The sequence below is a fragment of the Pseudomonas sp. JC1203 genome, from assembly GCF_056175065.1.
Genome location: NZ_JBWCAM010000005.1, coordinates 1 through 21,960, shown reverse-complemented (window position 1 = coordinate 21,960; position 21,960 = coordinate 1). Strand labels below are relative to the sequence as shown.

Here is a 21,960-nt window from a genome sequence, read left to right as displayed (position 1 = left end):
TATATGAATCTGGGAACAGTATTCGCCGCAGGCTTGAATCCGTCAAGCCGCTACCCCCTGCCCTTCGTCGCCAGGCGAGGTGGTGCACCAAACCCTGGATAAACCGTTATACTGATTAACGATTCCGCCAATAAAAGCCCAATACCATGGCCACTCCCAGCTCCCCACCCACTGCTTCCGACCCGCTGGACACCGGCGTGCTCGACGACCTGATCGGCTACGCGCTGCGCCGCGCGCAGATTCAGGTGTTTCAGCACCTGGTGGAACAGCTGAATGCCTACGACCTGCGTCCGGCGCAGTTTTCCGCCCTGGCGATCATCGCCCAGAACCCTGGCCCCACCCAGGCGGAACTGGCCAAGAGCCTGGCCATAGAACCGCCGCAGGTGGTGCCCATGGTCAACAAGCTGGAAGAACGCGGCCTGGCCCTGCGCGTGCGCTGCAAGCCGGACAAGCGTTCGTATGGGTTGTTCTTGAGCAAGGCCGGCGAGGCGTTGCTCAAGGAGCTGAAAGAGGTGGCCGCGCGCAGCGATCAGGAGGCCACGGGCAACCTCAGCGCCGACGAGCGCGGGCAGTTGCTGGGGTTGCTGCGCAAGGTGTACCAGGGCAACGCCTGACCCTGCGGCGCCGCCGGACGCCGCCTGCGGCAGCTGCTACGCGGACGCGTATACCCCATATCGCGGCCACGAACGGCGCAGGGTTTCTGTAGCAGCGGCCGCAGGCCGCGTCCCCAGGCGCCGCGTCATCGGGCGAGGGTACGCAGGGCCCTGCCGGCGTAAAGGTCATCGATCAACGCGGCCCGGCATTGCAGCACCAGGCGCTGGTTGATCGAACCCTTGTCGGTGATCTCGCCGCTGTCGATGGACGGCGGCTGCTGCGCAAGGCTGGCCCAGTCGATGCGGCTGGCGCTGCCGGTGGCGTGCTGGTTGAGGCGCACCAGCAGGTCGGCCAGCCAGGCTTGCACCGGCGCCGCCGCCAGCACCTGCGGCAGCGGTGCCTCCGCCCCCAGCCCTGCCAACTGCCGGCACTCTTCCAGGCGCGGAAATATCAGCAGGCCCAGGCGCTCGCGGTCGGGCCCCGCCACCACCACATCATGCACATAGGGTGCGCCGTCGAGGATCACCCGCGTACGCAGCGGCCCGACGCTGACGAACACGCCCGAGGACAATTTGAAGTCCTCGGCAATGCGCCCGTCGAACATCAGCCCCAGTTGCGGGTTGCCGGGGTCGGCCAGGCGCACGGCATCGCCGGAGCAGTAGTAGCCCTGTTCATCGAACGCCTCGCGGCTTTGCTGCGGCGCGCGCCAGTAACCCGGCATCACGTGGGGGCCACGGAAGCGCACCTCCAGCTTGCCCTCGCGGGGCACCAGCTTCACCTCGCAGCCAGGCGCGGGTAGGCCGACATAGCCGGCCACCGCCAGTGGCCCGGTGGTGAAGGTGCACGACGGCGCGGTCTCGGTCATGCCCAGCCCGGCCATCATGCGAATGCGCTCGCCGCAGTGGGCGACGGCCACCTTGTCGAGGCGGTCCCACACCGATTGCGACAGGCCGGCGCCGGCAAAGAAGAACAGCTTCATGCGCGCGAAAAAACGCTCGCGCAGCGCGCCGTCCTGCTCCAGCTGGCTGACCAGTTCCTCCCAGCCCTTGGGCACTGTGAGGTAGGCCGTGGGCGAGATCTCGCCCAGGTTGCGCAAGGTTTCGGCGAACAGCGCCGGGGTCGGCTTGCCGTCGTCGATGTACAGGCTGCCGCCGTTGTACAGCACGATGCCGACGTTGTGGCTGCCACCAAAAGTGTGGTTCCACGGCAGCCAGTCCACCAGCACCGGTGGCTGGTCGGCGAACTCGGGAAAGGTCTGCAGCAGCATCTGCTGGTTGGCGCAGAGCATGCGCTGGGTCGTGACCACGCCCTTGGGCAATTTGGTGGAGCCGGAGGTGAACAGAAACTTGGCGATGCTGTCGGCCGTTACCGCCGCGAACGCTGCGTCCGCCAGCGCAGGGTCACCGCCGGCCAGCAGGTCGGCGAACGCCAGGCCGGGCGACTGCCCATCGGCAAAAATCACCGGCACATCGGCCGGCAGCACTGCGGCGATGGCCGGCGCGTAGGCGCCGTCGCTGGCAAACGCCAGGCCCGGCGTCAAGGTGTCGATGATATGCCGCAGCTTGCCGTAGTCCCGTGACACCAGCGAATACGCCGGCGACACCGGGCAATAGGGAATGCCGGCGTACAACGCGGCGCAGGTCAGTTGCAGGTGTTCCAGGTCATTGCCCGACAGAATCACCAGCGGCCGCTCGGCGCTGAGGTTGAAGCCCAGCAACCGCGCGGCGATGGCGCGGGTGCGTTCAAGCATTTGCGCGTAGCTGATGCGCTGCCACTGGCCCTGGCTGTCGCGGCGGGCGGCGAAGGTCTGTTGCGGGCGCACCTGCGCCCAATGCACCAGGCGCTCCATCAGCCGCTGCGGGTGCGCCTGCAACGGTTCCAGGGCGCGCATGTGCAGCACCCCTTGCACTTCATCGACCTGCACCTGGGGGTGGCCGATGTTCACGGCGCGCCAGGGCGCCGCTTCCATTGAACGATTCACGCGATGTCCCTCTGCTTGTTGTTATTGGAAGCAGTTAGATGGGGTTGCGGTTAGATTGGATAGTGGCGAGGCCCGTTCTGCAGCGTCACCCAACGCAGCTGGGTGAACTGTTCGATGGCGGCACTGGCGCCGAAGCTGCCGTAGCCGCTGGCCTTCACGCCGCCGAAGGGCATGTGCGCCTCGTCGTGCACGGTAGGGCCGTTGATGTGGCAGATACCCGACTCCAGCCGTTGCGCCAGGGCCAGGGCACGGCTGGTGTCGCGGCTGAAGATGGCCGCCGAAAGGCCGAAGGCCGAGTCGTTGGCCAGCGCCAGCAGCGCCTCGTCACCAGTGGCGCGCAGCACCACGGCCACCGGGCCGAACGATTCTTCGTGGTACAGGCGCATGGCCGGCGTCACATGGTCCAGCAACACCGGCTGCATGACGCTGCCCTGCACCGCGCCGCCGCAGACCTGACTGGCACCGTGGCTGCAGGCATCGGCCACCAGCGCCTGGATGCGCGTGGCCGCCGATGGGTCGACCAGCGAACCGAGCACCGAACGGCTGTCGCCCGGGTCGCCGGCACGCAGCCCGGCCACCTTGCGCGCCAGCCGCGCGACGAAGTCGTCGGCCACCGCCGCGTCGACAATGAGGCGCTCGGTGGACATGCAAATCTGCCCCTGGTTGAAGTAGGCGCCAAAGGCCGCCGCTTCCACCGCCGCGTCCAGGTCGGCGTCGGCCAGCACCAGGAATGGCGCTTTGCCGCCCAGTTCCAGCAACGCCGGCTTAAGATGCCGCGCCGCCACCTGGCCGATGATGCGGCCCACGTGGGTGGAGCCGGTGAAGTTGACCCGGCGCACTGCCGGGTGGGCAATGAGCCGCTCGACGATAGCCGCGGCATCGGCCGGGTCATTGCTGATGATATTCACCACGCCGGCACCGATGCCGGCGTCTTCCAGCACCTGGCCGATCAGCCGGTGCACCGCCGGGCTCAGTTCCGAGGACTTGAGCACCACGGTGTTGCCACACGCCAGCGGCATGGCAATGGCGCGGGTGGCGAGGATCACCGGGGCGTTCCACGGCGCAATGCTGAGGATGACCCCGCACGGCTGGCGCAGGGCCATGGCGAAACTGCCGGGCACATCCGAGGGAATGACCTGGCCGTTGACCTGGGTGGTCAGCGCGGCGGCCTCGCGCAGGATGTTGGCCGCCAGTTGCACGTTGAAGCCATACCAGTTGGCCATGGCCCCGGTTTCGGCGGCCATGGCCATGAATTCGGCGCTGCGCGCGAGCATGCCATCGGCGGCGCGCAGCAGGCGGTTGCGGCGCTCGCCCGGGCCCAGCGCGGCCCAGCCGGGGAATGCGGCCTGGGCGGCGTCGACAGCGGCGTCGGCGTCTTCCAGGGTGGCGGCCGCGGCAATCGACACCACCTGCCCGGTCATCGGGCAGCGGCGCTCGAACGTGCGCCCGTCACGGGCGCCCACGGCCTTGCCGGCGATCAGCAAGGGGACTTCGAACATGGTGCATTCCTCGTTGTTATGGTTGTCGGGAATGATGCGTTGTCACTACGGCACCTGTGGGAGCTGGCTTGCCAGCGAGATTTTCAGGGGCCCGCAAAACTCGCTGGCAAGCCAGCTCCCACAACGGGTTCAGCGCTTGTAGGCTTGCAGGCCCGGCTTGATGCTCTTGTCGTCGAGGAACTGCTTGAGGCCCTGCTCGCGGCCATGCTCGGGGTCGCGCAGTTGCGCCTGGTCGAGCTTGGCGTACAGGTAGTCTTCGCTTTGCTCCCAGGTCAGCTCGCGGCAACGCTTGAAGCCGTTCTTCGCCGCGCGCAGCACCACCGGGTTCTTGTCCAGCAGGTCGCGGGCCAGCAGGATGACTTCCTCGCGCAGCTGGCTCAGCGGCACGCTCTTGTTCACCAGGCCCATCTCGGCGGCTTTCTGCCCTTCGAAGGTCTTGCCGGTCATGATGTAGTACAGCGACTGGCGGTGGCCTACGGTGTCGGCCATGGCCTTGCTGACCAGGTTGCCAGGCGGGATACCCCAGTTGATCTCGGACAGGCCGAAGGTGGCCTCGTCGGCGCAGATGGCCAGGTCACAGGCCACCAGCGGGCTGAAGCCGCCACCGAAGCACCAGCCGTTGACCATGGCGATGGTCGGCTTGCTGTACAGGCGCAGCAGTTTCCATTGCCATTCCGAGGCGTCGCGGCGAATGCGCTCCTGCAGGATCTCGGGGCCGGCGTCCACTTCGCGGAAGTATTCCTTGAGGTCCATGCCGGCGGTCCAGGCGCTGCCGGCGCCGGTCAGCACCAGCACGCGGGCGTCGGCATCCTGCTCGACGGTTTCCAGCACATCGCGCATTTCCCGGTTCAGGGTGGGGCTCATGGCGTTGCGTTTTTCCGGGCGGTTGAGGGTTACCCAGGCGATGCCGTCTTCGACGTCGACGGTCACGGTCTGCCAGCGGTTTTCGTAGCGGCTCATATCACACCTCTTGTTCTTGGGCTGTGCGTTGTGGATGAGGTGACATTAATCGGGAGAAATGGTTATGTCAATTAATCGTTAACTGTATTAACTATATTTTCCGGAAAGCCGCGCGCGCGCCCCTCCCCCAGCAACGCCAGTGCTGCCAATGCCGCCACCACCAACCCCGGCGAAGCCGCCAGCAGCACCCCACCCACGCCTGCCCCGGCTGCCAGGATCTGCCCGGCCGCCAGCGGCCCGGCCATCGAGCCCAGCCGCCCCACTGCCACGCAGGCGCCGACGCCGGTGGCGCGCATGTCGGCCGGGTACACCCGTGGCGCCAGCGCATACAGCACCAATTGCGCACCAATGCAGCAGTACCCGGCCAGCACGCCGGCCAGGGCCATGCCGGTGAACGTTGCGGCAAGGCCCAGGCCGGCCAGCGCCAGCAGCATCCCCAGGTAGGCTACAACCACCGCCAGGCCGGTGCGCTGGCGGTCCATCAGGCGGCCGGTCAGCAGTGAGCCCGCCGCACCGCCGAGGTTGAACAGCACCTGCACCCAGCCGGCCTGGGCGCGGTCGAAACCCTTGGCCATCAGCAACGACGGCAGCCAGTTCAGCAACAGGTAAAGCACGGTCAGGGTGAAGAAGCACGCCAGCCACAGCAGCAGCGTCTGCCGCGCGCGGCCCTGGGTAAACAGGCGGCCGGCCGGCGAGCCCTCGGCGCGCACCGGCGCCACCACGGCCACCCGGGGCAGCCACAGCAGCAAGGCCACGGCGATCAGCAGCGGCGCCAGGCCGCCGATGTAGAAAACCGTTTGCCATTGCTCGCCTACCCCGGACAGGCTCACCAGCGAGGCCAGCGCACCGCCCAGCGGCACACCGCAATAGGTCAGGCTGACGGCAGTGCTGCGCAGGCGCGGGGCGGCGGCTTCGCTGGCCACGGCAATGATGATGGGCAATGCGGCGCCCAAACCCAGGCCGGTCAGCAGCCGGGCCAGCAGCAACGCGGGGTAGTTTGTGGCATGGGCGGTGAACAGGGTGAAGGCCCCGAACAGCAGCACTGCCGCCAGCAAGGTGCGCTTGCGCCCGGCGCGGTCGGCCAGCCAGCCGCCCAGGAAGGCACCGGGCAGCAGGCCCAGCAGCCCGGCACTGAATACCCAGCCCAGTTGCGCAGGTGCCAGGCCAAAGGCCTTGGCCAGGAAAGGTGCGGTGATACCGGTGGATTGCAGGTCGAAGCCTTCTAGCAAGGCAACGGCGCAGCACAGCGCGACGGTCAGGACCGGCCGCGGGGAAGCGGAACGTGCAGGCATGGTGTGCGTCTCTTGTTGTGATTGTGGGGCACATGAATAACTCGATTAATGATTATATACATTAACCAAATACCTGCCAGCCGACCACCCGCCGTTGTGACAGCGTTTTGCCTGCATCTTCGTCTGAACCAAGCCACGACAACATCTGTCGTACCAAATAAGCCATCTACACTGGCTTGTGCTTGTCCTAAACGAGATGGTTCAACCAATTGATCGAGGACGTCATCCATGAAGCGAATCTTGAGCTGTGGGCTGTTGGTGCTGGCAGGGGCGTTGAGTTTCCAGGCAAGCGCCGCCGGTGATACCGAGACGTGCGACGCGAACATCCAGCGCTTGCAGGACCGCATCAACAGCGCTGCCACCACAGACCCGAAAGTGCACGAGCTGGTAGGCAAGGACATCGAGTCCGCCTCCGCCGCCCGTGACAAGGGCAATGTGAAGGATTGCATCGAGATTACCGACCGGGTGAAAAGCCGGTTGGACAAGTACAACAAATAAGCCGGACGCCACGCTGGCGAAAACCTGTGTAGCCGCTGCCCTGGGTAGCGGCTACACGGCTCGGCTTCACCCGCGGCAGCGTATTTCCAGGCCCGCGGTCAGTTGCTGCAGCGCTTCGCGCAGCCCTTCCACCCTTTGCGCCAACGGCAGCTGCGCATCCGCACACGCCTGTTCCACCTGCTCACAAGCCGCCAACACCGCCTGCGCGCGGATAATCCGCGCACCACCCTTCACCCTGTGTGCAAGATAGGCGATGCCCTCGCGGTCGGCGTCGCTGTCCAACAGTGCCAGGCTGCCCAGGTCCTGGCGGCAGCAGTCGACCAAATCGCCCAGCAGGCTCTTCAGGGCAGCGCTGTCACCGGCCGTCAACTCCTCCAGGGACGCCAGGTCGATGCCATCGCTGGCAGGCGGCTGCGGCAGGTGCTCGCCCTCCTCCGGCTGCAACGCCAGCGCCAGCTCGGTGAGGCCCAGGGGTTTGAATAGGCAACCGTCCATGCCCGCCTCCAGGCACCGCGTGCGCTCCTCGGGCACCGCGTTGGCCGTGAAGCCCAGCACCCGACAGGCCGGTCGGCGCTGGCGGCGTTCGTGCACACGGATGGCGCGCACCAACTGGTAGCCATCCAGGCCGGGCATGTTGCAGTCACTCAGGACCACGTCGAAACGGGCCCCCAGCCAGCAACGCAAGCCGGCACCGCCGTCTTCGGCCAGGGTGACCCGGTGCCCCAGGTACGCCAGTTGCTGCTGCAGCAGTATGCGGTTGGCGCGGTAGTCGTCGACCACCAGCACGTTGAGCACCGGCCCTGGCCGCGGCAAGGCCGGCGCGGGGGCCACCTGGGGCACTTCGTCGGCACACGGCAACAGCAACTCGATCACTACTTGGGTGCCCTCGCCGAGCGTGCTCTCCAAGCGCATGCCACCGTCCATCATGGCGCACAGTGTGCGGCTGATGTTCAGCCCCAGCCCGCAACCCTCGCGCGGCGATTGCTGGTGGTTGCTGGCCTGGGCAAAGGCGGCGCCCAGTTTCGACACCTCGTCGGGGGGAATGCCCACGCCGGTGTCGCTGATCACCAGGTGAATGGCAACGCCGTTGTCGCCGGGGACGAAGTCCAGCCGCACGACCACCTCGCCCTTATGGGTGAATTTCACGGCGTTGCTGATCACGTTGGAAATGACCTGCTTGAAACGCAGCGGGTCCAGTTGCACCGGCATCTCGACCGGGCCATGCACCTCCAGCGCCAGGCGCAGGCGCTTGTGCCGTGCCTGCCCCTGAAATAGCCGCACCACGGCTTCCACGTGGGGCAGCAGCAAGGTGGGCACGGGCGCCAGCGTCAGTTGGCCGGTCTCGATGCGAGTGATGTCGAGGATGTCGCCGATCAGCGCCAGCAGGCCGGCGGAAGCACTGGCGGCGACCTCTATGGACAGGTGGTCCAGGCGCCCCTGCTGGGACTTTTTCAGCGCCAGTTCGAGCATGCCGGTAATAGCGTTCATGGGCGTGCGGATTTCATGGCTCATGGTGGCCAGGAACACCGTCTTGGCATGGTTGGCGGCCTCGGCCTGTTCCTTGGCCTGCTGGTACGCCACCAGCAGGCGCTGGCGCTCGGTGATGTCGACCCAGCCGCCGATAAGCCCGGCGGTGCTGCCATCGCCGGCCGTGTACGGCAGCACCCAATGGTAGATGGTCCTGGTTTCGCCGCTGCGCAGCTGCACTTCGCGGTCCTCCACCACTTTTTCACCTGCCGCCATGGCGGCCAGGTAGTGCTGCTGGTAACCCTCGGCCTGCTCGGCGGTAAGGGCAATGGTCGGGCCCACCGGCTTGCCGATCACGTCTTCGCGCAGCACCTCCAGGGCTTCCAGGTAGCTGGCGTTGCAGGTCACCAGCGCGCCGGCGCGGTCGCGCACATACAAGGGGTGCGGGGTGCCGTCGATCATCACGCGCATGAACTCTACCTGGTCGGTCAGCTTGGCCTCGGCCAGGCGCCGCCGCCTGACCTGGCGCCGCAGCTGGCTCAGCCAGCCCAGCAGCAGGCCCACCAGCACCAGGGCGCTGATCAGTACCTGCACGATGTGCCAGCGGTGGCGCGCCCAGAAGCTGTCCTCCAGCACCACTTCGCCACGCCAGCGCGAAGCCAGGTCGTTGAACTCCTGGGGCGGGATGGCCAGCAGCGCTTTGTTGAGGATAGACAGCAGCTCGGGGGCATGGCGCGAGGTGGCGAACGCCAGGCTGGCCGGGCGCACCGGCAGCGTGGCGCTGATGCGCAGGCGCCCGGCGTAGTGGCGCTGTATGCGGTAGCGCGCACCGATCAGCGTGAGTATCGCCGCCTCGGCCTTGCCCTCCGCCACCAGCCTCAAGGCATGGTCGGCACTGCGTGCGCCGATAGGGATAATGCCGGGGTACTGGTCGATCACCCGGTCGCGCATGAAGCTGCCATGGATCAACGCCAGGCGCTTGCCACCCAACTGCTCCAGGGACTGGGCTACCCCCGGCTGGTCGCGTGTCACCAGCACCCGTGGGCTGCTCAGGTACGCACGGGTAAAGCCCAGGTGCTCCTCGCGGGCGCGGCTTTGCGGCAGCGCGGCAATCAGGTCGGCCTCGCCGCGCTCGATCTGCTCGGTCATCGCTTCAAGCGTGGTGCCTGACTGCACGTCGAAATGCAGCCCGGTCATCTGCCCGATCACGTCCAGCACCTGGGCGCTGATGCCGCGGTAACGGCCTTGGGCGTCGCGGTAGCTGACCGGCAGGAACTGGTCGTCCATCAGCACCTTGAGCGTCGGCGCGCTGGCCAGCCAGCGTTGCTCAGCCTCGCTCAAGCCCAGCTCGCGGCGCTGGCCGACACTGACGCCGCCCACGCTCCAGCGCCCCAGGATGGCGCGGCGCTCGCCTTCGGGAATAGCCAGCAATGCCGTGTTGACCAACGTCAGCAGCCGGCTGTTGCGCGGTGACAAGGCAAAACCGAAGTGGTTGCTTTGCGCCTGCACCAGGTGGCTGAGGAACAGGCCGTTGAGCTGGCCTTTGTAGATCTGGTAGTAGGCGCCCAAGGTATTGCCCAGGAATACGTCCGCCTGCCCGAACGCCACGGCCCCCAACGCGGCCAGGGTCGAGGGGTAGAGCTGCAGGTGGGCATTGGGGTACAGCTGCGTGACCATCTCGCGCGGCAGGTAGAACTCTTGCATGGCCAGGCGGCGGTCATCCAGGCCGCTGAGCAGCGCCGTGTGGTCGTCGGTGCGGGTGGCCAGCACCGAGTCGTCCTGGGCGTAGGCTTCGGACAGCACCAGGTAGGCGGTGGATGCCTCGAAACCGTTCGAGGTGCCGAGCATGTCGATGGCGCCGTCGCGCACCGCCGCCAGGGCCTCGGCCCGCGTGGGGTAGCGCACCACCTCCACGCTCAGGTTCAGCAACGCCGCCACCAGGGCGGCGTAGTCGGCGGTGATACCCTCATACTCGCGGCCGGTGCCCAGCACGTCGAACGGCGCGAACTCGGGCTGGCTGACGCCCAGGCGCAGGGTGCGCTGCTGCCACAGCCAGCGGCGGTCGTCGTCGGTCAGCTCCAGCTGCTCTATTTCGCCCGCGGCCAGACTTGAGCGCCCGTACAGCATGGGCGCCGCGTCATCGGCCAGCGCCGGCAGCGCTAACCACAGCCACAGCCAGCACAGCATCCGTGCCTTCATGGCGGCGGCCTATATCAACGCGTGGCGCCTGGCCAGATCCGCCAGGTCGACCAGGGATTTGACTCGCAACTTCTCGATCAGGCGGGTCTTGTAGGTGCTGACAGTCTTGTTGCTGAGCAGCATTTCGTGGCCGATGGCCTTGTTGCTGTAGCCGCGCGCCAGCTGCTGCAGAATGAGCAGTTCGCGGTCGGTGAGCCGGGCGATGCACTGGGCTTCGCTGTCCAGGCTGTCGCCACGGTGCACCGAGCTCAGGGCCACGTCGGGGAAATACGAATAGCCACTGCGCACGGCCTGCACCGCCTTGGTCAGCTCGTTGAGGTTGTCGGACTTGGACACGTAGCCGGCCGCGCCGGCCTTCATGCAACGCAACGAAAAGTAGTCCGGCGCCTGGGAGGTGAGCACCAGGATCTTGATCGGCAACTGCATCTCGCGGATGCGCGCGATCACCTCCATGCCGTCGAGCCGCGGCATGGCGATATCGAGGATCAGCAGTTCAGGCATCCAGTCGCGTATCACCGCCAGGGCGTCCACGCCGTTATCCAGCTCGGCCACCACCTTGATCTTCATTTTCTCCAGCAACAGCCGCACGCTGGCGCGGATAAACGGGTGGTCATCGACAATCATCGCTCTGTACATGGCATCCTCGCTGGGGCAGGCAGCAGCGCGCTCAACCCCGAAACTCGACCTGGCGCGATTGCTCGCCCTCGATCAATTCGAACCGGTACTGACGCCCCGGCTGTTTGGTGAAGCTGCGGCGCGAGTTGGGCAGCAGGTGGTGCTTGGTGGTGACCTCGCATTGCTGGCCGCCGGCGTCGCAGTCGCTGAAGTGGTCCAGCACCACGGTGCTGTTGCCCTGGTTGGGCACCACGAAGCGGCCGTTCTCCTGCACCAGCTGGGTGTCGAAGCGAGTGTGTTCGGGCCGCACGAACAGCAACGAGCCGTAGCCGGCGAGGATGTTCACCCCGGCCTTGAGCGAGTCCTTGTACTGCTCGCTTTCCTGCTGGGTCAGGGCGAAGCCGTCGTTGACCTGGGGAAGCACCGGGATGAAGCGCAGGCGGAAATAGCGCTCGCGGTCACGCTCGCCGCGGTACAGCAGGCGCACCGCCTGCATGCCGTTGGCCGGCACGATCAACCGGGCCGGGCTGGCCACCAGCGCGCGCTGTTCGGCCGGCAAGCCATCCATGGGCACTTCGGTTGAGGTGCCGTCGGCGGCGTAGACGATTTCGGCCACGCTGACCTTGACGAAGGCGGTACTGTCACCGCCGTTGCGCACCCGCTTGAGCTGGGTGCTGCGGTTGCCTTCCAGGTAGTCGTACAGCCCGCCGATGTTGAGTTGCGGTGCGGCCTGCAACAATCCGGGCAGCAGGCAGGCGATGGCAACGATGAGTCGTTTCATGATGGTTGACCTTGCAGTGACGGGGCAGCGCTGCCAGGTGGCTGGCGACTGCGCCCATTATTGGAAAACTAATCGACGCGGGATGTAGGCTCCGTCCGAAACACCCCGTCGAAATTTCCGAGTTAGCCGTTATCGTCCGACGCCTAGGCGCCCTCGCCCGCAGCCCGCTCGGCCTGCGCCAGGGTGTCGCTGGAGCAGCGCTGGTCGCCCACCAGCAGCACCTCGTTTTCACGCCGCGCATGCTTGGCATCCAGGCGCAGGAAACACACGCGGGCCCCCTTGTGGCGCACCTCCAGGGTGGGCGTGGACTCGCTCATTTCCACGGCGAAGAAACCGTCGGCCTCGCTGACGCTGCGGCTGGCGTGGTTGATCACCAGTGCGCCTTTCAGTGGCTGGCCGTGCAGGTCCAGCAGGCGCCCCAGGACGGTGAGCGTGCGCATCACCCGCACCTGCCGGTATTCCACGCCGCCCTTGTTCAGGTGGTAGCCCAGGGTGGCCGGCTGGATGACCGCGGCGTGGGCGTCGCGGCCAGCGAAGTCCAGCTGCACGCTGCCGGATTTGTAGGCCTGCACGGCGATCACGTTGCGCCCGGGGTGCAAGGCGGTGCTGGCGCCCGAGACGTCGTCGGCGCGCAGGTCCAGCTGCGCCAGGTCGGAGTCGACGTCGACGATGAGGCCGGCGTCGTACGCGCCATACTCGCCGCTCAGGGCCATATGGCCGCCGCCCAGCGCCACGGTGCTTTCCAGGTTCAGTCCGCCGGACATCTCGCCGTTGTAGGAGGAGTTCTGCGCGTAGGCGTCACCGAACAGGTAACTGTTCTGGAATTGGGTGTTGGCCCCGAAGCCTGCGCCGTAGCGGTCGGCCGAGACCGAACCGGATACGCTGCGCAGGGTGTGGTGCTGCAAGTCCTGCTGGTAGGTCAGGGTGGCGGTCTGGTCGCGGCCGCCATCACGCGAGGTCTGGCTGCCGACACTGGCGGACAGGCGCTGGCCGGGCTTGCCCAGCGCCAGGCTCAACGCCAGGTTGACGCCGCGGTTGCGCTGGCTGCCGGAGCTGAAGGTGCCGGGGCGGTCGAACAGCGATAGCCGCCAGGTGGCGTCCGAGCCCTTGAGCGTGCCGTGGTAGGCCCAGCCCAGGTCCATGGCCATGCCCTGGATGGCCCCGCTGCTATGGGACAGCCGCGCGCTGACGGTATTTTCGCGGGTCAGGCGGTGGCTCAGCGACAGTGAGCTTTGCTGGGTCTCGCCGCCGCGCCAGTTGCTGTAGCGCCGCGGGTTGTCCCGGCGGTCAAGCTTGGGGGGCTCGGTCCAGGCGCGGGTATGGCTGGCCACCAGGCTGCCGCGCTCGTAGTTGAAAATACCCTGCAGGTCGAAGCCATCACCCTGGCCTTGGGTGCGGTAGAGGTTGCCGAACAGCTTGAAGCGGTCGTGGGGGTCCCAGTCCAGCGAGGTGCCGTATTGCATGCGTTCGTCGACGCGTTGGGCGGACAGGCCAACCACCGCGCGCGGGTGCAGCAGGTAGTTGGTGAGCACCCCGGCACTGAGGCCGCCTGCATCGTTCTGGTTGTCCCAGTTGCTCAGCAGGTCATGCTGCTGGCCGGCGAACAGGTTGTAGCGCCAGCGCTGCTCGGGGTTGTTCCAATTGCCGGGCTTGTAGATGAATTCGGGGTTGCGCGAGGTGACCTGGCCGTCTTCCACCAGGCGCACTTCCACCTCGTAGATGCCGCCGGGCAGCACGCGGGTATCGATGCTCTGCAGGCCGGCCTGCACCGGCTGGCTGTTGATCAATTGACCGTTGCGGTAGATCTCGACCACGCCCGGGCGGTTGGGCGTGACGTAGATCGGCGTGCTGCTGGCCGCGCCGTTGTTGATGGCCAGGCTGTCACTGCTGCCGAACATCACGCCCACCGTGGCGTCGGGACTTGAGCCCATCAACCGTGGCTGGCGCGTGAGCCCCTGGGAGCTGGGGGTGAAATAGCCCAGGCGCAAAAAGTTCGCGGGGCTGACCTGCTCGCCATACAGTTGGTCGACGCGGTGGCGGGACGTGGCACCCAGCTCGTTGCTGCGGTCGGCCTGCACATTGGCAAGCCCGGTCCAGTTGCCCAGGCTGCCCTGCCCTTGCAGGGCGTAGCGGCCACTGGTCTGGTCGCCATCGCGCGCCAGGTTCAACTGGTTGCGCACGATCAGGCCACGGCTGCCCTGTTCGGGCAGCGAGTAGAAACGCGCCTGGGCCGGGTCCTGCTCCACCGCGCGGGTCATGATCGACAGCTGCGAGTTCACCAGGCTGTAATCCAGGGCCACCAGTTCCTGGGCGCAGTCCTTGAGGCAATTGCCCAGGGGCCGGCCGTTCACCAGCAGGTCGCGCCACCGCAGGCGGGTGGCATCGGGTTCGTGGCTCTCATCCACCTGGGTGAATTCGAGCAGTTGCACGGTTTCATTGCGTGACAGCACGATCATGGCTTCGCCAAGGAAACGGCCATCGAGGTCGACGCGCACGGCAAGCGGCACGTCGAAGAAATGTTCGCTGAAATCACTCGGCAGGTTCTCCGCCTGGCTCAGCACGCCCAACGGCGTCCGCGCAGGAGGAGCCGCCTGGGCCTGGGCAAACCACAGCGACGCGGCACAGCAACCCAACGCCAGGCGAATGGAAAAGGCAAGGTTCATGACAGACGCCATCTACGGTTCACGGGCAAGCCGCACCCAGCCCGCGCCACGCGGCGCAGGTCGGGAACGGTACGAGGGGTGAAGCGCGATCAGTTCGGCGGGGTAACGGTTTCGAACATCATGTTGACCACACCCTGGTAGGCGCCCGGTACATAGGCGGAACCGTCGCCCAGTGCCGCTACCTGGAACGACACGGTGCTGCCTGGCGCTGCCTGGGCGGCCGGTACCACCTCGGCAACGGTAGTGGTCAGCGCCTTGCCGGCCACCGACACTTGCAAGCCGATGTTGTTGGCACCGCTGGTCATGACTGGCGGCGTCAGCAGGTAAGCGGAGATGGCGCCGGTGGTGCTCTTGACCTGCAATTGCTTGGTGATCGGGGTCAGGGTCTGCTGGAAGGGGTTCCAGGACATTTCCTGCGGGTCGTTCATCCAGTTGCCGCCGATCGGCTCCACATAGAAGCTATCGGTAGGAATGACGGCGGTGACCGTCACCTGTTTCTCGATGGGGTCGACCGCCATTGCGTTGCCGACAACAAGCATGGCCAATGGCAGGGCGAGGAACAGCTTTTTCATGGTAAATCTCCGTTGAAGTCGTTAAGTGGGCAGGCCGCCGGCGGCGTCTGCCCTGGCTACCGCCAAACCGGGCAAAAGCGCCCTGGCGGTCAACGGAGCGAATTATTGGCGACACGGCTTGTACGAAAAGTCGGACGCTTCCGAACGAAACGAGGAAATTTCCGAAGCCCCTGTTTTCGGGGCCCACAGGCCAATGGCACCTGCGCGCCGGGGCGTGGTCCATGCTTCATACCCCCTGGAAACCGTGCGCCATGGCCGAACTCACTGACACGCCCCTCGATATGCCCGAACTGCCGCCCGACCTGCACTACGTGGACGACCAGCAGCCCGGCATCCGCCGTGAACGCCAGGGCGAGCACTTCGTCTACTTCCACCCGGACGGCGGGCGCGTGGATGACGCCGCCGAGATCAAGCGCATCAACGCCCTGGCGGTGCCACCGGCCTACACCGACGTGTGGATCTGCAGCGACCCGCGCGGCCACCTGCAGGCCACCGGCCGCGATGCCCGCGGGCGCAAGCAGTACCGCTACCACGCCCGTTGGCGCGAGGTGCGCGACGAGGACAAGTACGCCCGCATGATCGAGTTCGGCAAGGCCCTGCCCAAACTGCGCAAACAACTGGAGGGCCACCTGGCGTTGCCGGGGCTGGACCGCAACAAGGTCATGGCCACGGTGATCTCGCTGCTCGACACCACGCTGATCCGCGTCGGTAACAGCCAGTACGCACGCGACAATCGCTCCTACGGCCTGACCACGATGCGCAACCGCCATGTGGCCGTGAAAGGCAGCGCCATCGAGTTCCACTTCCGCGGCAAGAGCGGCGTCGAGCACCGGGTGTCGGTGCGCGACAAGCGCCTGGCGCGCATCATCAAGCGCTGCCTGGAACTGCCGGGGCAGCACCTGTTCCAGTACCTGGACGATGCCGGCGAGCGGCACACCGTCAGCTCCCACGACGTCAACACCTACCTGCAGGAAATGACCGGCGCCGACTTCACCGCCAAGGACTACCGCACCTGGGCTGGCAGTGCGCTGGCGCTGGCCATGCTGCGCGAGCTGCACTGGCAGCCGGAGCCTGAGGCCAAGCGGCAGATCGTCGAGATGGTCAAGGCGGTGGCGCGCACCCTGGGCAATACCCCGGCGGTGTGCCGCAAGTGCTACATCCACCCGGCGGTGCTGGAGCGGTATGTGCTGGGGGAGTTGGCCAAGCTGCCGAAGCCGCGCAAGCGTAAAGGGTTGCGGTTGGAGGAAGTGGCGTTGGCGACGTTTTTGCAGAGGTTGGTGGCTGCGCAGGAGGCCGCCGTGGCGGCGACGTAGCGCTGGCGGCAGCTGCCACTGACACTGCCGTTGATCTTGATCTTGATCTTGATCCCGTGAGGCCTTTGATCTTGATTGTGTGCCCCATAAAGCGCCAGGGCCGACTGGAGGCGTTGGCCAAGCGGTCCCCTGGCGCAGCCCGCTTCGGCGATTTCAGACATATCCATTTTCGCGGTGCGACCACCGACCGTTTCGGCCTTACGCCGACTCACTTTTTTTCAGACGCCAAAAAAAGTAAGCAAAAAACGCTTGCCCCTGCTTGGGCCCTACGCTGCGCTACGGGTCCCCTCCTTCCGGCGCCGCTCAACGGGCAGACGGCACCCGCTATAGAAGCCTGCGGGTTACCGTCTCTTCGGCCTGCGGCCTCGGCCCTTCGGGCAGCCCGTTGGTCGACGCCTCCAGTCGGCCCGGGCGCTTTACGGGGCATACAATCAAGATCACAAGCAAGATCAACAGCCAGATCAACAGCAGGTCAAAGGCCAGGTCAAAGGCCAGGTCAAAGGCCAGGTCACAGGCTGGATACCGCCTGGATCACCGGCTCGCCGCCTGCCCGCTGGCGCGGGGGGCGCGCACTGGGCGATAATTGCCACCTCCCCCGCCCGCGAGCCCTGTCATGTCCGAGCCCACCTTCCCCTCACAGGTCGACCCCGACCAAATCAAGATAACCCGGCTGTTCCCCACGCCCATCGCCGCGCTGCAACACCCGGACTTCGAAAACCTCAACGAGCGCCTCAAGGCGGTGATCCTGGCCCGCAGCGAGTCCCACCCCGGCACCCAGCACAGCAACCTGGGCGGTTGGCAGTCGGATGATGGCTTTACCGAGTGGGCCGGCGAGCCAGGCGCACAATTGCTGGCGTTCGCCCAGGAATTGGCCAACCAGTTGTCGGCGGTCAGTTCGCCGGAGCATGGCCTGATCGAGGCGCACCTGAAGTGGAACTACAGCGCCTGGGCCAACATCAACCGTCGCGGCCACGCCAATGCCCTGCACGGCCATCCAGGCTCCTTCTGGTCCGGGGTGTACTGGGTGGACGACGGTGGCCGTGCCGATGACCCGGCGGTGGGCGGTGAGCTGGAGTTCGTCGACCCGCGTGGCATCACTCCCATGCTGCTCAACCCGGCGCTGCGCATGCGCATTGAAGGCTGCCTGGGCGCCGGTGCGGGCCACGCCCACGCGCCGAAAAGCGGCACGCTGCTGATGTTCCCTTCCTGGCTGCTGCACTCGGTACGCCGCTACGAGGGCGAACGCCCACGGATATCCGTGGCGTTCAACTTCTCCATTTGAAGAGGCGCCCGGGCCATGTGGTGCCGGGCGTTTTCTTAGGAAAAGTCCTACAGACTCCCCGCGTCCCTGCCCATGACAATGCCAGCTTATTGAACGCACATTGGAAGGGACGCCACATGAACAGGGTACATCTGCGGCTTGCCTCGCTATGGTTGGGCATGCTCGCACCACTCGCTTGGGCCAGTGACCTGGCCATCACTGCCGAGTTCATTCCTCGAGTCAGCTCGTCGAATACGGTCAAGTTCGTCAATACCACGCCCTTGTCGGGATACTGCGGCGACAACAACACTACCTGCCGCCCGGGCGATTTCACCATCATGTTTCCGCTGACCATCGAGCGCACCTGGGTCAGCCCGGGGCCCATCGACGGGCACAACTACCAGCGCGTCGACGGCGACTGGAAAACGGTGTACGTCACCCAGGACGGCGGCGGAACGCCTGTTCCCTTGCGCTTTCGTCTCAACCTGCTGGCACGGCGCTACGACCTGGGCACGCTGATGCCTGGCGGCACCGAAGGCAGCATCGGCTACATTGCCAACGGCGCCGGCCGCTACGGCGCCACCAGCGGCGGTTGCCAGGGGCGGGTTGGCGGCGGCAACAGCATCATTTATACCTTCGCCTGGAGCGTACCGCAGAGCACCGTCACCTGCACCCGGGAGCCCGCCACCGACCTGGTCGGCCCGTACGCGGGGACCATCAGTGACGTGTCGGTGGGCTATGAGCTGGAAGCCCCCAACCCCTTCGCCCTCGGCAACGGCACCTACCGTGGCACTCTGCGCTACAGCCTCGGCCAAGGGATGCAGATAGATTTGGGCAGCGGCCGCTACAATGAAGAGCAGATCAACTTCAATTTCGAACTCAAGGTGCAACACGAACTGCGCGTGGATTTCCCCGATGGCAGTGACCACGCTGTGCTTGAACCCGACGGCGGCTGGACGCAATGGCAGCATGGCGGGCAGCCGCCCACACGCCTGCGCCGCACCCACCCGTTCCACATCTGGGCGTCGGCACCGATGAAAATGTATCTCAAGTGCGAAGCTCCGCTGGGCAATCAATGCAGCATCCGCGAACCGGCCAGTAATCACCAGGTGCCCATCGTGGTAGCGGTGACGCTGCCGGGCGAAGTGCGCCACAACGGCGCCGTGGTACAGGAGCTGCCGTTGCCACTGGGCGAAGCCCAGGCGCTGCAGTTCCAGAACGTGGCGATCGCTGCGGGGCGCCAGGCCCGCGTGCACTACACCGTGGAGCAGCCCTACATTGCGGCCATGATGGAAAACACCGGCCGCCAATACAGCGGCGACGTGACCATCGTCTTCGACGCCCAGTTGTAGCCGCGGCGCACTTTGCCAACCGCCGGCGGTCGGTTATAAGACGTAATTGCCATTGCAGGTGCTGCCTCCATGAAACCGATCGGCCAGTCCGGCTACGTGCGCGTGCGCGGTGCCCGCGAGCACAACCTGAAGAACGTCGATGTCGACATCCCCCGTGACGCGCTGGTGGTGTTCACCGGGGTGTCGGGTTCGGGCAAATCCTCGCTGGCCTTTGGCACGCTGTACGCCGAGGCGCAACGGCGCTACTTCGAGTCGGTGGCGCCTTATGCGCGGCGGCTGATCGACCAGGTGGGGGTGCCGGACGTCGACAGCATTGACGGCCTGCCGCCGGCCGTGGCGCTGCAACAACAACGGGGCACACCCAGCACGCGCTCCTCGGTGGGCAGCGTGACCACCCTGGGCAGCCTGGTGCGCATGCTGTACTCGCGCGCCGGGCACTACCCGGCGGGCATGGGCATTCTGTACGCCGAGGACTTCTCGCCCAACACCCCCCAGGGCGCCTGCCCCGAGTGCCACGGCCTGGGCCGGGTGTACGAGGTGAACGAGCAGACCATGGTGCCCGACGACTCGCTGACCATTCGCGAGCGCGCCGTGGCCGCCTGGCCCACCGCCTGGCAGGGCCAGAACCTGCGCGACATCCTGGTAACCCTGGGCTATGACGTGGACATCCCCTGGCGTGACCTGCCGCGCGAGCAGCGTGACTGGATTCTGTACACCGAGGAACAACCCACCGTGCCGGTGTACGCAGGTTTCACCCCCGCCGAAACCCGCCAGGCGCTGAAGCGCAAGCTGGAGCCCAGCTACCAGGGCACCTTCACCGGCGCGCGGCGTTATGTGCTGCACACCTTCACCCATTCCCAGAGCGCGCTGATGAAGAAGCGCGTCAGCCAGTTCATGCGCGGCGCGCTGTGCCCGCTGTGCCAGGGCAAACGGTTGAAGCAGGCGGCGTTGCAGGTGACGTTCGCCGGGCTGGACATTGGCGAGCTGTCGCAGATGCCGTTGGCGCGCCTGGCCGAGGTGCTCAAGCCCCTGGCCGCCCACGGTGCCAGCGCCAGCGATGAGCTGTCGGTGGAGAAACAGCTGGCGGCCCAGCGCCTGGCCCATGACCTGCTGCAGCGCCTGCACACCCTCACCGACCTGGGCCTGGGCTACCTGGCGCTGGAGCGCAGCACGCCGACGCTGTCTTCCGGCGAGCTGCAGCGCCTGCGCCTGGCCACCCAGCTCAACTCGCAGTTGTTCGGGGTGATCTACGTGCTGGACGAACCCTCCGCAGGCCTGCACCCGGCCGATGGCGAAGCATTGTTCACCGCCTTGCAGGGCCTGAAGGCCGCCGGCAATTCGCTGTTCGTGGTGGAGCACGACCTGGAGACCATGCGCCGTGCCGACTGGCTGGTGGACGTCGGCCCCGCCGCTGGTGAGCATGGCGGCACCGTGCTGTTCAGCGGCCCGCCCCACGGCCTCAGCGACATCGAGGAATCGCAGACGCGCCTGCACCTGTATGGCGGCGCGGTGCCGGTGCCTTTCCCGCGGCGCCCGGTGCGCGATTGGCTGAAGCTGGCCGATGTCACCCGCAACAACCTGCACCAGCTGGCGGTGGACTTCCCGCTGCATGCCTTCACGGCCGTCACCGGCGTGTCTGGTTCGGGCAAGTCCAGCCTGGTCAGCCAGGCACTGCTGGAACTGGTGGCGGCAGCGCTGGGCCACGCCCTGCCCGATGAAGAAGAAAGCCAGGACAACCCGCTGGAAGACGCCGCGCCGATGACCGAGTCCGGGCACATCACCCACGGCATCGCCGCCATCCAGCGCCTGGTGAAGGTGGACCAGAAACCCATCGGCCGCACGCCACGCTCCAACCTGGCCACCTACACCGGCCTGTTCGACCAGGTGCGCAAGCTGTTCGCCGCCACCCCCCAGGCCCGCGAGCGCGGCTTCGACGCCGGGCAGTTTTCGTTCAACGTTGCCAAGGGCCGCTGCCCGCAGTGCGAGGGCGAAGGTTTCGTCAGCGTCGAGCTGCTGTTCATGCCCAGCGTCTACGCGCCCTGCCCTACCTGCCATGGCGCCCGCTACAGCCCGCAGACTCTGGAGGTGCAGTGCCTGGGCCTGAACATCGCCCAGGTGCTGCAATTGACCGTGGACCAGGCCTGCGCGGTGTTCACCGAGCAGGCCGCCATCAGCCGCGCGCTGACGGTGTTGCGCGATATCGGCCTGGGTTATTTGCGCCTTGGCCAGCCCGCCACCGAGCTGTCGGGCGGCGAGGCGCAGCGCATCAAGCTGGCCACCGAACTGCAACGCGGCCAGCGCGGCGCCACCCTGTACGTGCTGGACGAACCCACCACCGGCCTGCACCCCTGCGACGTCGACCGGCTGCTGGCGCAGCTCAACGGCCTGGTGGACGCCGGCAACACGGTGATCGTGGTGGAGCACGACATGCGCGTGGTGGCGCAGAGCGACTGGGTGATCGACATGGGGCCTGGGGCTGGCGACAAGGGCGGCAAGGTAGTGGCTAGCGGGCGCCCGGAGAAGGTGGCAAGCACAAAGGCCAGCAAGACCGCGCCGTACCTTGCGGCAACGCTCGCCCACACCACCCCGTAGCAGCTGCCGCCAGGCTGCGTCAGGCCACGCCGCGGTATGCCTGGAGGTGCACGGGGCGTTCGGACGCGGCCTGCGGCCGCTGCTACGTGTACCTGCGTAGCAGCTGCCGGCAGGCTGCGTCAGGCCACGCCGCGGTATGCCTGGAGATGCGCGGTGCGTTCGGACGCGGCCTGCGGCCGCTGCTACGTGTACCTGCGTAGCAGCAACTGTCTTGCCCAGTTAATTACGTCCGCCATGCTGTGCCCTCGCGCAGCATGGCGTTAAGCCGGATCAGCAGCACCCGCATGCACGCCACCAGCGCCACTTTTGCGCACTTGCCTT

The 21,960-nt window shown here is 66.5% G+C and carries 15 protein-coding genes; 6 read left to right on the top strand and 9 right to left on the bottom strand.

The window, feature by feature from the left end; genetic code table 11:
* Positions 1-146: 146 nt before the first annotated feature.
* Positions 147-614: a MarR family winged helix-turn-helix transcriptional regulator gene (locus AC0SZ7_RS09315; RefSeq protein ID WP_475504121.1), complete on the top strand. Its 468-nt coding sequence runs from the start codon at positions 147-149 to the stop codon at positions 612-614.
* 125 nt (positions 615-739) lie between these two features.
* Here the strand turns inward: AC0SZ7_RS09315 and AC0SZ7_RS09310 are convergent, their stop codons facing one another.
* From AC0SZ7_RS09310 to mhpT, 4 genes are all read right to left on the bottom strand, one after another.
* Positions 740-2,563: a feruloyl-CoA synthase gene (locus AC0SZ7_RS09310; protein WP_475504370.1), complete on the bottom strand. Its 1,824-nt coding sequence runs from the start codon at positions 2,561-2,563 to the stop codon at positions 740-742.
* 62 nt (positions 2,564-2,625) lie between these two features.
* Positions 2,626-4,074, bottom strand: a complete 1,449-nt coding sequence (locus tag AC0SZ7_RS09305) for an aldehyde dehydrogenase (protein WP_475504120.1) — start codon at positions 4,072-4,074, stop codon at positions 2,626-2,628.
* A gap of 129 nt (positions 4,075-4,203) precedes the next feature.
* A complete protein-coding gene (locus AC0SZ7_RS09300) occupies positions 4,204-5,034 on the bottom strand; it encodes a p-hydroxycinnamoyl CoA hydratase/lyase (protein WP_475504119.1) in 831 nt (276 codons plus the stop codon).
* 71 nt (positions 5,035-5,105) lie between these two features.
* Positions 5,106-6,326: a 3-(3-hydroxy-phenyl)propionate transporter MhpT gene (gene mhpT, locus AC0SZ7_RS09295; protein ID WP_475504118.1), complete on the bottom strand. Its 1,221-nt coding sequence runs from the start codon at positions 6,324-6,326 to the stop codon at positions 5,106-5,108.
* 228 nt (positions 6,327-6,554) lie between these two features.
* On the opposite strand from mhpT, the gene AC0SZ7_RS09290 reads away from it, so the two are divergent.
* A complete protein-coding gene (locus AC0SZ7_RS09290; protein WP_475504117.1) occupies positions 6,555-6,824 on the top strand; it encodes a hypothetical protein in 270 nt (89 codons plus the stop codon).
* Positions 6,825-6,890: 66 nt separating this feature from the next.
* On the opposite strand, the gene AC0SZ7_RS09285 is transcribed toward AC0SZ7_RS09290, so the two are convergent.
* From AC0SZ7_RS09285 to AC0SZ7_RS09265, 5 genes are all read right to left on the bottom strand, one after another.
* Positions 6,891-10,490 carry a transporter substrate-binding domain-containing protein gene (locus tag AC0SZ7_RS09285; RefSeq protein WP_475504116.1) on the bottom strand — a complete coding sequence of 1,200 codons (3,600 nt, stop codon included), beginning with the start codon at positions 10,488-10,490 and terminating at the stop codon, positions 6,891-6,893.
* A gap of 9 nt (positions 10,491-10,499) precedes the next feature.
* Complete coding sequence (locus AC0SZ7_RS09280) at positions 10,500-11,126, bottom strand: response regulator (RefSeq protein ID WP_475504115.1); 627 nt, start codon at positions 11,124-11,126, stop codon at positions 10,500-10,502.
* Between the two features lie 31 nt (positions 11,127-11,157).
* Positions 11,158-11,886: a fimbrial biogenesis chaperone gene (locus AC0SZ7_RS09275; RefSeq protein WP_475504114.1), complete on the bottom strand. Its 729-nt coding sequence runs from the start codon at positions 11,884-11,886 to the stop codon at positions 11,158-11,160.
* Positions 11,887-12,029: 143 nt separating this feature from the next.
* Positions 12,030-14,549 carry a TcfC E-set like domain-containing protein gene (locus AC0SZ7_RS09270; RefSeq protein ID WP_475504113.1) on the bottom strand — a complete coding sequence of 840 codons (2,520 nt, stop codon included), beginning with the start codon at positions 14,547-14,549 and terminating at the stop codon, positions 12,030-12,032.
* A gap of 89 nt (positions 14,550-14,638) precedes the next feature.
* Positions 14,639-15,121 (bottom strand): CS1 type fimbrial major subunit, encoded by a 483-nt coding sequence (locus AC0SZ7_RS09265; RefSeq protein WP_475504112.1) that lies wholly within the window; start codon positions 15,119-15,121, stop codon positions 14,639-14,641.
* Between the two features lie 251 nt (positions 15,122-15,372).
* Between AC0SZ7_RS09265 and AC0SZ7_RS09260 the strand changes: the two genes are divergently transcribed.
* The 4 genes from AC0SZ7_RS09260 to AC0SZ7_RS09245 all read left to right on the top strand — a co-directional run bounded on the left by AC0SZ7_RS09260 (position 15,373) and on the right by AC0SZ7_RS09245 (position 21,639).
* Complete coding sequence (locus AC0SZ7_RS09260) at positions 15,373-16,434, top strand: DNA topoisomerase IB (RefSeq protein WP_475504111.1); 1,062 nt, start codon at positions 15,373-15,375, stop codon at positions 16,432-16,434.
* A gap of 613 nt (positions 16,435-17,047) precedes the next feature.
* A complete protein-coding gene (locus AC0SZ7_RS09255) occupies positions 17,048-17,716 on the top strand; it encodes a TIGR02466 family protein (protein ID WP_475504110.1) in 669 nt (222 codons plus the stop codon).
* Between the two features lie 116 nt (positions 17,717-17,832).
* Positions 17,833-19,047, top strand: coding sequence for a hypothetical protein (locus tag AC0SZ7_RS09250; RefSeq protein WP_475504109.1), 1,215 nt, complete (start codon positions 17,833-17,835; stop codon positions 19,045-19,047).
* A gap of 69 nt (positions 19,048-19,116) precedes the next feature.
* Complete coding sequence (locus tag AC0SZ7_RS09245; RefSeq protein WP_475504108.1) at positions 19,117-21,639, top strand: ATP-binding cassette domain-containing protein; 2,523 nt, start codon at positions 19,117-19,119, stop codon at positions 21,637-21,639.
* Positions 21,640-21,960 lie beyond the last annotated feature (321 nt).

What these genes read in the sequence shown, in the direction of transcription:
- AC0SZ7_RS09260 (WP_475504111.1), top strand. Translation starts at nt 15,373, where the DNA reads ATGGCCGAACTCACTGACACGCCCCTCGATATGCCCGAACTGCCGCCC.
- AC0SZ7_RS09265 (WP_475504112.1), bottom strand. Translation starts at nt 15,121, where the DNA reads ATGAAAAAGCTGTTCCTCGCCCTGCCATTGGCCATGCTTGTTGTCGGC.
- AC0SZ7_RS09275 (WP_475504114.1), bottom strand. Translation starts at nt 11,886, where the DNA reads ATGAAACGACTCATCGTTGCCATCGCCTGCCTGCTGCCCGGATTGTTG.
- AC0SZ7_RS09305 (WP_475504120.1), bottom strand. Translation starts at nt 4,074, where the DNA reads ATGTTCGAAGTCCCCTTGCTGATCGCCGGCAAGGCCGTGGGCGCCCGT.
- AC0SZ7_RS09280 (WP_475504115.1), bottom strand. Translation starts at nt 11,126, where the DNA reads ATGTACAGAGCGATGATTGTCGATGACCACCCGTTTATCCGCGCCAGC.
- AC0SZ7_RS09245 (WP_475504108.1), top strand. Translation starts at nt 19,117, where the DNA reads ATGAAACCGATCGGCCAGTCCGGCTACGTGCGCGTGCGCGGTGCCCGC.
- AC0SZ7_RS09315 (WP_475504121.1), top strand. Translation starts at nt 147, where the DNA reads ATGGCCACTCCCAGCTCCCCACCCACTGCTTCCGACCCGCTGGACACC.
- AC0SZ7_RS09285 (WP_475504116.1), bottom strand. Translation starts at nt 10,490, where the DNA reads ATGAAGGCACGGATGCTGTGCTGGCTGTGGCTGTGGTTAGCGCTGCCG.
- mhpT (WP_475504118.1), bottom strand. Translation starts at nt 6,326, where the DNA reads ATGCCTGCACGTTCCGCTTCCCCGCGGCCGGTCCTGACCGTCGCGCTG.
- AC0SZ7_RS09290 (WP_475504117.1), top strand. Translation starts at nt 6,555, where the DNA reads ATGAAGCGAATCTTGAGCTGTGGGCTGTTGGTGCTGGCAGGGGCGTTG.
- AC0SZ7_RS09270 (WP_475504113.1), bottom strand. Translation starts at nt 14,549, where the DNA reads ATGAACCTTGCCTTTTCCATTCGCCTGGCGTTGGGTTGCTGTGCCGCG.
- AC0SZ7_RS09310 (WP_475504370.1), bottom strand. Translation starts at nt 2,563, where the DNA reads ATGGAAGCGGCGCCCTGGCGCGCCGTGAACATCGGCCACCCCCAGGTG.
- AC0SZ7_RS09250 (WP_475504109.1), top strand. Translation starts at nt 17,833, where the DNA reads ATGAACAGGGTACATCTGCGGCTTGCCTCGCTATGGTTGGGCATGCTC.
- AC0SZ7_RS09255 (WP_475504110.1), top strand. Translation starts at nt 17,048, where the DNA reads ATGTCCGAGCCCACCTTCCCCTCACAGGTCGACCCCGACCAAATCAAG.
- AC0SZ7_RS09300 (WP_475504119.1), bottom strand. Translation starts at nt 5,034, where the DNA reads ATGAGCCGCTACGAAAACCGCTGGCAGACCGTGACCGTCGACGTCGAA.